Genomic DNA, 12,550 nt, shown 5'->3' on the forward strand with positions numbered 1-12,550 from the left:
CCTTATGGTTCTAACGTTAACTGTACGTAATACGGGAAATGATCCGAACCGAATTTTGGTAACTGCTCAACCGAAAGCACTTTAAATTGGTGGGAAACAAAGACGTAATCCAGCGGCCAGCGCATAAATAAGGACTGAGCATCGAACGTATTGAACATACCTCGTCCGTACCGGACATCATGCAGACCACTAATAGCCGCAAATTGAGTCGTATTGTGCGACCAGCCAACGTCGTTAAAATCTCCGGCTACTACGGTTGGCAGGGCGTTCCGGGCGATCATGTGACCCGCTTTCAGCAAAGCCACTTCTTTGCCACCAATGTTCGTTGGGTATTTGCTGCTGGGAGCCGGTGCTACCGGATGAAGGGCAACCAGTTGAAACGTAGTGCTGTCCGGCAACGAAACGTTCGTTCTGAACGAAGGCACCTTATCATGGTTGAGAAACAGAATTTGATGGTTTTTGAAGGGAAGTTTTGAATACAGGGCCATTCCATAGGCGTTATCCGTCGGAAACGTAAGGCAATAGGGATAGTTTTTTTTCAGTACGCTTAGCTGCTGTACCCACCAGTCGTTCACCTCCATCGTCAGGACGAACGTCGGGTCTTTATCCGCGATAATAGTCAGCAATTCTTCGGCCTGGCGATTCTTTATCCAGACATTCGCTACAACAATGCTGAGGACGGTTTGCCCGTTCAGGGATGTTTCCGAAGCCGATTCAACCGCTTTTTTGGCGAGGGGTGTATACGGAAAAAGGATGTAGACCTGAATACCAATGGAAACGATTAAGCCTGCTACAAAAATCTTTGCGGTCACAGCCCGCTTTTTGGGTAAAAGCAGAAAAATAGCCAGGCATACACTTAACGCAATCAAAATCTCTACCCTCGGGAAATTAAGTACTTGTAGAAACCAGAGGGAGCTATTGTAAATCAGTGAACCTAGCGTGACTACAATTAACAGTGTACCACAAAGCAGTAAAAAATAGTAGAGAACTTTCTGAAGAATGGACATAACCCGCAGCATTAACTTTCCGATAAGGTATGACTATTCACGGCGAAGAACTAATTTCTAAAAAACAGCTACTCATTTCTTCTCAATTTCCGTATGGCTGAATAAACCGAAACGTCGGGACCAGTCTCGTACTACATTTGTGAACGAGTACCAGACACGCTTCGCATCTGAGCTTGCTAACAGGAAGCTAGCTAGTAGATAAACAAATCATGCGCGTAAATGAAGAGGTAATTTTATTTTTCACGGTTCTTAAATGGTTACTGATATCCAGCCTGATCGGTGTTCTGGTAGGCTGTGTCGCTTCGGGCTTTATTCTCTTCATTCACTACGTCATTGACCTGAGCAATCATTACCAGCACGTTTTTTATTTCCTGCCCCTGAGTTTTTTTATCGCTAATCTGCTCAGTCAGTTCGTGCTGAAAAAACACCTGGGAACCGACGCTCTGATTGCGGCCATCAATAAAAATTACGGTAGGATTGAAGGTAGTTTCATTCCAACCAAGGTCGTCAATGTAGTACTCATTCTAGCAACAGGCGGCTCGGCAGGTAAAGAAAGTCCCTGTGCGCAGATAGGAGCGGGTATTGGTAGTGTGTGCGCCAGTCTATTTCGGGTGGATGACATTGATCGTCGAAAGATGGTTCTTTGCGGCTTCTGCGCAGGCTTCTCGTGCGTGTTTGGGGCTCCGTTGGCTGGTGCGCTCTTTGGTATTGAGGTGTTGGCAGTAGGTGTCATTCTATATGATGTCTTGCTACCCGCCTTTATCGCTTCCATTACAGCCTATCAGGTATCATCGGCCCTGGGCATTTCCTTTTTCTATTATCCATTGCATTTTGTTCCCGCCTTTGAGCAGGGTTTTTTTGTCCGGCTACTGGCAGGCGGTATTTTCTTTGGATTATGTGCCTATACCCTAATCCGGGCTATTCAGAGTAGTACGTCCTTTACGAATACTATTCCCATTTGGCGCCCCTGGAAAGGATTGCTGGGTGGTTTGCTGTTAGTTGGGCTTACCCTGCTGTTTTCCCGGGATTATCTGGGACTAGGCCTGGAACTGATGGAAGGCTGCATAAAGGGTCTGCCCGTCATTGGATACGCCTTTATTCTGAAGGCTATTTTTACCATTATCACCCTTACTATCAGCCGCAGTGGCAGTGTTATTACGCCTATTCTATTCATTGGGGCAACGGCAGGAAGCTTCTATGCTGATCTGGTAGGGGGAGACCGGTCTACCTTTGCGGCCATTGGCTTTGTGAGTGTATTGGCCGGAACCACCAATACGCCCATTGCGACGAGCATTCTGGCCATTGAACTCTTTGGTGCTACCGTAGCGCCCTACGCAGCCGTTTCCTGCGTGATTAGTTTTTTGATGTCGGGGCATCGTAGCCTTTACACATCACAGGTCTTAACGATAAGCAAATCCGGGGCAATTACCCCCGGTATTGGAAAAGAAATCCGAGACCTAAACGAGTTGGAGCAAAAGGCTACTGTTCGATTGCCCGGCTGGCTACGTCCTGTCTGGCAGATCCTAAAGACGTTTTGCAGAAAATAAGTTGACCAGATCAATACGTCTAGGTCAGGTTGTCTGGTTAACTGGATTAGTGTGTCACTCAATGAATCAGTTCCAACTGATAGGCAACTTTCCGTCAGATATCCCTCCCCGTCAGGTACACATTACTTTTTAGAGTGTAGGATAGGGCCGCCTTGCTTGAAATCGACCCTTATCGTTGTGTAGACAGCTCAGGCCGAAGTTGCTTTCAACCGCTGGGTTAGTACGCCTTGAATGATACCCAGGACAATTAGAAATAGTCCCACAAATCGTAGCGAAGATGCGATACCTACCGGTTGCATGAGGAGAACAAAGGCAAATCCACCCGAAATCAACACGCATAAAACGTGAATTAGCTGAATCGCGAAATCAGTTCCCCCTTGGTGCGGGTGCCCAGGAAGTAGAACATCGCTTCAAGGGCTTGCAGGAAGGCATACAGAATGGCCCACATTCCCAATAAATTGATGACGGTTGGTAGCCTTACCCAGATTCGCTAAAAGCATTACGCCAAACAGCGTATCCCGAACGCTGGACAGCAGAAGCCTATAGTCGTTGGGCTGGTTCAACTGTCGCCGACGCATGCTTAGCCAGCTTGTACTCAACCCGGCCAATAACAGTAAACCGCCCAATAAACCAGTGGTAAGTGGAGAGGCTTTCGTGGGGTGAATCAAAAGAATCATCCCCATCAGGGCATAGCTTATATCATGCATATACCGTATCCACCAGAGACTAGGCTTCGGCTTAATCAAGTTCATCGATTTATTCATAATTGGCTATTTGGAGATGGTCTTGATAGGTCATGTACAATGTGCAGAAGCCAGGGAAGAAGGTAGTTTCTGTCTTCACCCGAAAAAATGATGGTCAATTAACCCCTTCTTTTCCAGATGGTAAGAAAAATCTGTTTTCTGATCGTCTCAATAAGTTGTTGGGGAATTTTTAGTCCACACTATGCTTGTCACTAAAGCAAGAATAATCATTGACCAGCCCATTATAATGATGTTGCGTTTATTCGGTGGCAGGTCGAGTCAACAGTGGTCGTTCTCTATCAACACCGGAAGCGGGTACGGGTAGTTTCGTTGAAGATGACTTCAGAATGGCTTTAACTTCGGCAATATTGACCACGGGCAAAAACTTGGCAAACAACAGAAACAGGGTGAAGAACAGGCCGAACGTAAATAGAAAATCACTGATGTCGAAGAGCGTCGGGTGAAACATGGCCCAACTGGAGGGTAGATAATCCCGGTGCAGCGAGCTCACGATGATCACAAACCGCTCAAACCACATCCCGATATTAACGACAATGGCCAGTACGAAGGACCAGACGATACTCCGGCGAATGCTGCGAAACCAGAACAACTGGGGTGTAATGACGTTGCAGGTCATCATCGTCGCATACGCCCACCAGTAGGGGCCCATAGCCCGATTATGGAAGGCGTACTGTTCAAACTCATTGCCTGAATACCAGGCCATAAACAACTCGGTTAGATAGGCTACCCCCACAATCGAGCCGGTCAGAATAATGATTTTGTTCATAGACTCGATGTGTTCCACGGTTATGTAATCTTCCAGCCTGAATACTACCCGGATAAGTAGGATCAGGTTCTGAACCATAGCAAAGCCTGAAAAGATAGCACCTGCCACAAAATAGGGGGGAAAGATGGTGGTGTGCCAGCCTGGTACCAGTGCTGTAGCAAAGTCCATACTCACAATCGTATGGACTGATAAAACCAGTGGCGTTGCGATACCCGCCAGAATCAAACTGACATATTCATAGCGAGCCCAGGTCTTGGCCGACCCATTCCAACCTAGGGCCAGTGTCCCATAGATATAGCGGGAAACCCTGCTTTGGGCCCGGTCCCGGATGGTGGCCATATCCGGGATCAGGCCAATATACCAGAATACCAACGATACAGTGAAGTAGGTGCTGATGGCAAACACGTCCCAGACCAGGGGCGATTTAAAGTTTACCCACAGGGAGCCCAGCGTGTTGGGCAACGGCAGCGACCAGTAAGCCAGCCAGGGACGACCCATGTGCAGAAAGATAAACATAGCCGCACAGATGACGGCAAAGATGGTCATTGCTTCGGCAGATCGGTTGATGGAAGTCCGCCATTTCTGGCGGAATAGCAATAAAACGGCTGAAATCAGGGTGCCCGCGTGTCCAATACCTACCCACCAGACGAAGTTGGTAATATCCCATGCCCAGCCCACGGTTTTGTTCAGTCCCCAGACACCCAGACCCGTCCACCAAGTCCAGAATACGCAGGCTGTTCCGTATAACAGCACCGTCAGTGCTATCGCAAAAGCGATGTACCACTCCCGGGTTGGTTTGCCTTCAACCTGTTTACAGACATCCTGAGTAACATCGGCGTAGGTTTTGCTACCAGTAACCAGGGGCGCTCGTACAGCTGATGTAACAGGTCCATGATAGGCTGAACGATCATCCGGTAGCGATGATGAGAGATCTGGCAGTATACTCATTGGCGTAAATCCCGTGGGCAATTGGCTAAAAGTAGATAAATACGATTGACAGGGGGTGGGATACATCAACCAGTTAATACGTACAACTGATACGGAGCTGATAGTGTAGCGTCGTAAAAGTAGACCTGTCTATGGGCAACATCTATGACTACCGTCACGGTGGGTTATGATGGTTCATAGGTGTGGACATACTACTAATTGTTTCCAATCAAACAAGCCGAATGTGCACCGTTGAAACAACCCTGATTAGTGGGGTTGGTTAGCTTGTTAACTGGCAAATGTCTTTACTCGCCCTCGTGTACAGATCGTGGCCAATTAGGCCGAATAGAGTAGTATACAAGTCCGGATAGTATTCCTAGGCAGTAATTAGACTTGTTTTGTTTTGACGCCTAGTTCCTTGCGGATGGTTGCCTGGGCCTGCTTCCATAATTGATAATAGGCGATTCCTTCTCGTTTATATCGCTGCAGGAGAAGATTAAATCGACGAAGGGATACAGTATCATCGGGTAGGGAATCCGGATTAGCACTAAAAGCTGCTCTTTCCTGGGCTCGTAAGCGATTCCAGAAGATTAAGTCCTGTCCGTTTAGCGCCTGATTTACGTACTCGTTGATACACTCCTTCTCGGCAAGATCCCGGTAACTGAGGGCATAATAGCAACAACGTTTGATGGTACTGATAATGCGTGCAAACGCGACTGATGGGTAGGTAAATTTCATGAGCACTATGGAATATGGGTTGGCCATAATCCCCCGATTGGCGTCTGCTATCGTGATCAATCCGCAAACGTATTCAATTCCTACCAGCCCATCTATGATCGGAGTCATGCATGACTATGATGATTATCGAACGAGCAGTAGAAGTAAGTAATTCATCAAGCTTGTTCGGCATTCCGATTACAAACGCCTAAAGTCGTTTATCCATATTGGTAGCTGCAACCCTAAGATTAGTTAAATAAGGATAGCTAATCTGATTGAGTAGTTGGTACAGGTAAACGGTCATATCCTCCGCTGACCGCTGTCATAGTTTGTTCAAAGAGTGAAACTTACTTTTACTGGACTTGCAACAAAACACTGGACAAATTTTTAAGCAACATGTTGACGTTGCCCATTATAATAGTCAAAAGGGGAAAGATATCCCAGCGACGAATGCCTCCGTTGCCGGCTGTACCGCACGGATTTCCATGGTTCACTAAGTTAGATCATCCTTAACTTAATGTCCAGTCAAATGTAGCAGGACCACTGAAGAACTGGTTCATCAGCCGGTCGATTACCATGACGGGTGTGGCTGTGGTAACGGGTGTGGGGCTGGCCCTGCTGGGTATTCCTTTCCCTATTGTCCTGGGCATTATAGCTGGCATACTTAATTTCATTCCTAATCTGGGGCATTACATTGCTCTGGCCCCGGCTTTGCTGGTGGCCTTACCGCAGGGGACAAATTATGTGCTCTATGTCTTTGCCCTTTACATGAGCGTCCAATCCCTGGAAGGATACGTTCTGACACCCTTACTCGATAAAAAATTCGTTTCCGTACCGCCCGCCCTACTCTTATTCGGGCAGGTATTGCTGTGCATTCTGGTTGGGCTGGCAGGGGTTCTTTTTGCCTCTCCGCTCCTGGCTGTACTGCTGGTAATTATTCAGGAATTATATATAAAGGACCGACTGCTGAAAGCCGAATAACGCACTCAACTATTCAGCTAATAAGCCTGATTCTAAGGGGATTCTAAGGTTTTATTAAGCCGCCCTTAAAACCATGCCAGGACATTTGTGCTCAATTACATACACGAATAGAAATCTATATTGCTGTAGCCTGGTCATAGGATTCTGATTCCACCACCAAACAGTACCCGGCTTATTTACATACGGAAGATCCATACGCCTACCATTCGCGCTTTTGATAATCAGCCGCTTGCCGTGGTTTTTTGCTAATCTAAATACTTTCTCATGAATTACATTCTCGTATTTTCGGCAATTGTTGCCACCAACGTATTATTCAGCGAAGTCAGGGCTCAACAGCCAGTTCCTGCCCAGCCCGATGTTTTGCGTGCGCTGGGAATGCAGCCGGATACGACGCAACCAGTAACACCAACCCGGCTCGACACCACCCAGCGCAACTCAGTAAGTCGGGGAACACCCGAACTACCTTCCCCAATCACCCAAACGCCATCCGGCAGCAATGACGTAGACCCAGCTTCTACGGCCGCCATTGGTACATTGACGGGACGCTTGACCGCGACGCAAAACGGTAAAAGCAAGCCGGTCGAATTTGCCAGTATCGGGCTTTTTCGGTCCAGCGATTCCAGTTCCGTTACGGGTGGGCTGACCGATGAGAAAGGCGTTTTCACCATTAACAATCTGGTTCCCGGAGTTTATTATGCGCTCATTCAGAGCCTGGGCTATGCGCCCAAACGCCTAACGAGCATTACCATCAGTGCGAGTAAGACATTTGTCAATCTGGGTAATGTTGTGCTGACCGAAACGACGAAGCAGCTAAAAGAAGTAGTTGTACAGGGACAGCGGCAGGCATATGAATATTCGCTCGACCGGAAAGTGGTCAACGTAGATCAATTGCCCATTGCCCAGGGAGGATCGGCCATTGATATTCTGCAAAATGTTCCCTCCGTAACGGTCGATGTAGATGGAACCCTCAGTTTGCGCGGCAGCAGCAAAGTTATTGTGCTGGTGGATGGAAAACCCTCCGGTCTGGCCGGACTCGACCGTCAGGCGGTGCTTGACCAGATTCCGGCCAGTAATATCGAACGCGTCGAAATTATTACGAATCCTTCTTCCCGCTATGATGCCGATGGCGCATCAGGAATTATCAATATCATCCTCAAAAAAGAGCAGGCGTCAGGTTTTAACGGAACAGTTCAGCTAAACGTAGGCACCCGCGATAAATACAATGCTTCGGTGAACCTGAACGCCCGCTTAAAAAAACTCAACCTGTTCGGTAGCTATAATTTCCGGGATTTTCGGCGGTTTCAATATCGTATTTCGGATCGGCAAAACCTCTTCACCGATTCAACCAGTTATCTTTCTCAGCGCAACGATGCTGTTCGCCGGAGTGTGAACAACAATCTGCGTCTGGGTTTCGACTATGCGCTGACCTCCCGGGACAACATCACTGTATCGGCCTTATACCGGCCTCGATACAGCTACGATTCGGAATTCGAGATGTTTAATACGCAGGATGCAAACCGGATATCGCTGGGCCTGACTCGCCGGGCTACCGAAGAAAAAGAACCACAAACCGGCATTGACTATACGGCTGGCTACCGCCGAACGTTTGCCAAGAAAGGGCGTGAACTGACCGTTGACGCCACACTGTCGACAAATCGGGGAACGGAAAATCAGCTCTTTTCCAACACCACGACCTTGCCGGAAAATTTACTAACCCCTAATTTCCTAATCGGAAAGCAACGGGCCAGCAACTATCAAAATAATCGCATAGGGGTATTGCAGACGGACTTTGTGAATCCGTTTAAGGGCAAGCAACGGCTGGAAACGGGATTGAAGTACACTTACCGCCGATTAGGTGCCGATTATGTCTTCGAAAACTTACTCAGCGACACTTGGACGCTCAATCCCACCATCAGTAATAACTTCATTTATAATGAGCACACCAGTGCTGCGTATGTCAATTTTGGGAACGAGATCAAGAAGTTCAGTTATCAGGCCGGATTGCGAACGGAATACACCCATATCTTAACCGATCAGCGAACAACCAGTCAGCAAAGCAAACAAGATTATATCTACCTGTTTCCCAGTGCATTCCTCAATTATAACTTGACTAAGGAGCAAAAAGTACAGCTCAACTATTCCCGGCGTATCAACCGGCCATCGGTACGATCACTCAACCCCTTCGTCGACCTGTCCGATCCACTGAACATCCGCTTTGGCAATCCCCTGTTGAGTCCTGAATTAATCAACTCACTGGAGTTAAGTTACCTGTGGAATGGCAAAACGACATCCATAAATTCATCGCTATTCTATCGGCAGACCAATAATGAGATCACCAGCTACCGCACTCTGCGCGACGACGGCATTACTGAACAAACATCGCTCAACCTGAACAGGTCGCAGACCTACGGCCTGGAAGTGGTGGCGAATCAGGACATTACTGACTGGTGGAAAGTAAATGGCACATTTACCCTGTTTCAACGGTCCATTCAGGGCGGGGCCAACATTCCCGACATCCTGACCCGAACCAACCGAAGCTGGACGAGCCGGGTCACAACCGATCTCCGCCCCTGGCGCGGCACGGCCATTCAACTGGCCGTCAACTACCGCTCCCCGTTTATTGTTGCCCAGGGAACTATACACAGCTTTTTCAATGTGGATATTGGTATAAAACAGGGTGTGCTGAAAGGACGGGGAACGCTCAACTTTCGAGTCAGTGACATTTTCAACACGCTTCAGTTTCAAATCGACAGTTTTGGGCCAAATTTTCTGGCCAGCACCGTGGGCAAACGGGAAAGCCGTATTGGCTTCATTGGGTTCAGCTATCGGTTGAGTCGAAAGATTGTTAAAGTGCGGGATAATGAAGACCGCGAGTCTGATATATCACCGGATGAGACTGATTTTTAGCCGTTGCATTACCCTGATTAAATACGATCAGATTAACCAAATCAAGGCTGTAAAATAAAACGCAGCCGGGCTCCGGACTACTTTTGAACTAAGTCGACTTATAGTATTCCGGAATAATCGTTCTTCACATGTCGGAATACCGTTTCTCTTTACTAGCCAATTAATTAACGCCCATATGTATGCGTAATTTGTTTATCCGTTTTTACAAACATCTCTTTGCTGACTCCATACCCATGAATACGGTCCCCACTCAGGTTACGAAGGGATTCTGGACCAATGCCTGGGATGTACTGCACAATGCAGGCAATAGTTTCTTCGACGATCGCTGTCTGAAACTTAGTGCTGCGCTGGCTTACTACACTATTTATTCGCTGGCCCCTTTATTGGTTTTAGTGATCGCTCTGGCAGGCATTTTTCTGGGTGAAGGTGCCATCCGGGGCCAAATTTTTGGCCAGATCAATGGCCTGTTAGGTGATCAGGCGGCTAATCAAATCCAGGACATGATCAAGCGTGTCGGGTTGTCCGGCAAAAGCAACACAGCATTGATTATCAGCATCGTTACCTTACTATTGGGTGCCACCAGTATCTTCGTGGAGATTCAGGATTCAGTCAATCTGATCTGGCGAGTCAAAGCTAAACCCAAACGAGGCTGGCTCAAGCTAATCAAAAACCGGCTTTTGTCCTCCTCCTTAGTGGTGAGCTTAGGTTTTCTACTGCTGGTATCGCTGATCGTTAATGGCATCTTGCTGGCCCTAAGCGATCAGTTAACACGATTCTTCCCCGACCTGGGTATTTACCTGATTAAGGTGCTCAGCTTTTCCCTAAGCACGGCTGTCGTGACAGTGCTGTTCGGCGTCATTTTTAAAGTACTGCCAGATGCCAACATTAGCTGGAAAGACGTTCGGTGGGGGGCTATCTTTACGGCTTTGCTATTCATGCTGGGGCGGTATCTAATTGGATTATATGTTGAGACTGTTGGCAAGGAATCGACCTACGGAGCGGCTGGATCGTTGATCGTTGTTCTAATGTGGATCTATTATACAGCCGCCATTTTATATTTTGGGGCCGAGTTTACTCAGGCTTACGCCAATCAGTTTGGCATCAAGATTAAACCGGCTGAAGATGCGGTCTACATAGAGAAAACCGAACGGGAACGCGAGGTGGGCCAAATTCCCACCCGGCATAAAGTGACACAGGCCGAGTAGTTAGGAGGCCAATTTTGAATTAGATTGTACTAACTCCACATCAAGTAATTCAGTCTGGCATCCACCAGCTACAACCCCAAAACCCTTACTTGATCTATAATAAAATTTTCTTACTGTGACTGGGTTGAAATTACAGCACAGTCTGCCGTTACGGTACCGCTGGTCAAATGCGCTGACATCTCCAACGTAATGTGTAAGTGAGGAATGCTAAATGATCACAAGTGTAGTCCGTTTCTCAAAAAGAAAATGCCAACGGCAACTAACTTAATTCATGGACTCTAATCAACTAAACCACAAGCAGATGGAAAAAGGAAACTACCCCAGGTTCTTCATGATGCTAGGCGTGTCCTTTGTGATCATGCACCTGACTATGTATCTGAACACAGAGAAGTCGGATCACTTGTACCTGAGCACGAACCGCCTGTACATGACTACACTTATGATTACGACGATGGCCGTAGTTATGCTGTTGTTTATGCGATCAATGTATCAAGACGCCCGAATGAATCTGATGATCATTCTGGGGAGCGTAGCCTTATTTGTTGCTGCGCTGTTCTGCGTTCGACATCAAGTTTTCATTGATGACAAACGGTTTATGCAGTCGATGATTCCGCACCATTCGATTGCCATTCTGGTGAGCAAACAGGCCAACTTAAAAGACCCTGAAGTTAAAGAATTAGCTCGTTCCATTATTGAAGCCCAGGAAAGAGAGATCGCTCAGATGAAACAAATTCTTGACAGAATAGACAAAAAATAATAAGCTTCTTTAAATGTCTGCGACAGGGTGTAGATGACTAAGCTTTACTCAAACAATGTCTAAACTTATTGCTAATCTATTTTGGCAGAATAATAATGAAATTACCAGCTACCGCCCCCTACGTTAGGATGGTATTACCGGGCAGACGTCGCACAACCGGAACCGGTCGCAAAAGTAGTGGACGCGATGGTCAATTGACACGTTACTAATGAGGGCGAGTCAAACGCATTGTTTGATGAACCTGTTTTTTTAGCATAGCAAATGTATTCGGTATATTATAAAGCTCTGTCTCTAAGGGATTTCTAAGAAGATGTTAAGCGAATACTAAGCTAGGATTCTTTCTTTTGTGGTGTCAAACAAAATAAACTCAACTAATATGAAAACGATCCTTATTTCAGTAGCCTTGCTACTCACTGCCAGCCTGACCTGGGGTCAAAGCATAACTATCGATGCGGACAAAAAACTGAATACCGATTTCAGTAAGTACAAAACCTACGCCTGGACCTCACAGGTGGACAATAAACTTGATCCTGGCTTTTATTTCCTGAATGACCTCCAACTCAAGGAACGAGTTCGTAATGCCGTGGCCTTTGCGCTGGATGGCAGAGGGTATACCTTCAATCGGCAATCACCCGACCTGCTGGTTAACTTCCGCGTTTTTGATAAACCGACGACCATCAAGGGGTATGCCGGCTATGGCACAACCTACTTTGGCAGCAACGAAGTGCGGGGGCCCGAAGACCAGACAACGTTCGATGTAAAAGCAGGCTCAATCATTCTTAATCTGGTCGACAAAAAAACGGGCCAGGTTGTCTGGCGCGGGCTGGCATCCGGGCTGACGAATAGCAATGGATTTGACCGTGATCATAACAAAATCAAACAGGCCGTTAACCTGATGTTTGAGAAGTACACTTATCGGGCTGATCACTATTAACAAAGGGCTCTGAACAAGACATAAACATCAGAATAGTT

At 47.1% G+C, this 12,550-nt stretch carries 9 protein-coding genes and 1 pseudogene; 6 read left to right on the forward strand and 4 right to left on the reverse strand.

The genetic code is table 11. The features are described 5' to 3' along the window. Positions 1-2: 2 nt before the first annotated feature. Positions 3-1,007, reverse strand: a complete 1,005-nt coding sequence (locus tag ACYVGO_RS32615; RefSeq protein WP_460972926.1) for an endonuclease/exonuclease/phosphatase family protein — start codon at positions 1,005-1,007, stop codon at positions 3-5. 209 nt (positions 1,008-1,216) lie between these two features. Between ACYVGO_RS32615 and ACYVGO_RS32620 the strand changes: the two genes are divergently transcribed. Further along, a complete protein-coding gene (locus tag ACYVGO_RS32620; RefSeq protein ID WP_460972927.1) occupies positions 1,217-2,554 on the forward strand; it encodes a chloride channel protein in 1,338 nt (445 codons plus the stop codon). A gap of 410 nt (positions 2,555-2,964) precedes the next feature. Here ACYVGO_RS32620 and ACYVGO_RS32625 read toward each other — a convergent pair whose 3' ends face one another. The 3 genes from ACYVGO_RS32625 to ACYVGO_RS32635 all read right to left on the reverse strand — a co-directional run bounded on the left by ACYVGO_RS32625 (position 2,965) and on the right by ACYVGO_RS32635 (position 5,857). Continuing rightward, the gene (locus ACYVGO_RS32625) at positions 2,965-3,306 is read right to left on the reverse strand and encodes a DUF308 domain-containing protein (RefSeq protein ID WP_460972928.1); all 342 of its coding nucleotides are present in this window, start codon (positions 3,304-3,306) and stop codon (positions 2,965-2,967) included. A 250-nt stretch (positions 3,307-3,556) separates the two neighbouring features. After that, positions 3,557-5,032, reverse strand: coding sequence for an NrfD/PsrC family molybdoenzyme membrane anchor subunit (gene nrfD / locus ACYVGO_RS32630; RefSeq protein WP_460972929.1), 1,476 nt, complete (start codon positions 5,030-5,032; stop codon positions 3,557-3,559). Positions 5,033-5,398: 366 nt separating this feature from the next. Then, complete coding sequence (locus ACYVGO_RS32635; protein WP_460972930.1) at positions 5,399-5,857, reverse strand: hypothetical protein; 459 nt, start codon at positions 5,855-5,857, stop codon at positions 5,399-5,401. A 411-nt stretch (positions 5,858-6,268) separates the two neighbouring features. On the opposite strand from ACYVGO_RS32635, the pseudogene ACYVGO_RS32640 reads away from it, so the two are divergent. The 5 genes and pseudogenes from ACYVGO_RS32640 to ACYVGO_RS32660 form a co-directional block, all read left to right on the forward strand. Further along, positions 6,269-6,709 (forward strand): annotated as a pseudogene (locus ACYVGO_RS32640) (AI-2E family transporter); the annotation flags it as partial. 264 nt (positions 6,710-6,973) lie between these two features. Continuing rightward, complete coding sequence (locus ACYVGO_RS32645) at positions 6,974-9,616, forward strand: TonB-dependent receptor (protein ID WP_460972931.1); 2,643 nt, start codon at positions 6,974-6,976, stop codon at positions 9,614-9,616. Positions 9,617-9,849: 233 nt separating this feature from the next. Beyond that, on the forward strand, positions 9,850-10,821 hold the full coding sequence (locus tag ACYVGO_RS32650; protein ID WP_460972963.1) for a YihY/virulence factor BrkB family protein: 972 nt from the start codon (positions 9,850-9,852) through the stop codon (positions 10,819-10,821). A gap of 271 nt (positions 10,822-11,092) precedes the next feature. Beyond that, positions 11,093-11,578, forward strand: coding sequence for a DUF305 domain-containing protein (locus tag ACYVGO_RS32655; protein WP_460972932.1), 486 nt, complete (start codon positions 11,093-11,095; stop codon positions 11,576-11,578). Between the two features lie 376 nt (positions 11,579-11,954). Further along, complete coding sequence (locus ACYVGO_RS32660; protein ID WP_460972933.1) at positions 11,955-12,512, forward strand: DUF4136 domain-containing protein; 558 nt, start codon at positions 11,955-11,957, stop codon at positions 12,510-12,512. The last annotated feature ends 38 nt before the right edge of the window (positions 12,513-12,550 follow it).

The sequence above is a fragment of the Spirosoma migulaei genome, from assembly GCF_054776855.1.

Excerpts from the sequence above, each read along its gene's own strand:
- ACYVGO_RS32620 (WP_460972927.1), top strand. The coding sequence starts at position 1,217 with ATGCGCGTAAATGAAGAGGTAATTTTATTTTTCACGGTTCTTAAATGG.
- ACYVGO_RS32655 (WP_460972932.1), top strand. The coding sequence starts at position 11,093 with ATGGACTCTAATCAACTAAACCACAAGCAGATGGAAAAAGGAAACTAC.
- ACYVGO_RS32660 (WP_460972933.1), top strand. The coding sequence starts at position 11,955 with ATGAAAACGATCCTTATTTCAGTAGCCTTGCTACTCACTGCCAGCCTG.
- ACYVGO_RS32645 (WP_460972931.1), top strand. The coding sequence starts at position 6,974 with ATGAATTACATTCTCGTATTTTCGGCAATTGTTGCCACCAACGTATTA.
- ACYVGO_RS32635 (WP_460972930.1), bottom strand. The coding sequence starts at position 5,857 with ATGACTCCGATCATAGATGGGCTGGTAGGAATTGAATACGTTTGCGGA.
- nrfD (WP_460972929.1), bottom strand. The coding sequence starts at position 5,032 with ATGAGTATACTGCCAGATCTCTCATCATCGCTACCGGATGATCGTTCA.
- ACYVGO_RS32650 (WP_460972963.1), top strand. The coding sequence starts at position 9,850 with ATGAATACGGTCCCCACTCAGGTTACGAAGGGATTCTGGACCAATGCC.
- ACYVGO_RS32625 (WP_460972928.1), bottom strand. The coding sequence starts at position 3,306 with ATGAACTTGATTAAGCCGAAGCCTAGTCTCTGGTGGATACGGTATATG.
- ACYVGO_RS32615 (WP_460972926.1), bottom strand. The coding sequence starts at position 1,007 with ATGTCCATTCTTCAGAAAGTTCTCTACTATTTTTTACTGCTTTGTGGT.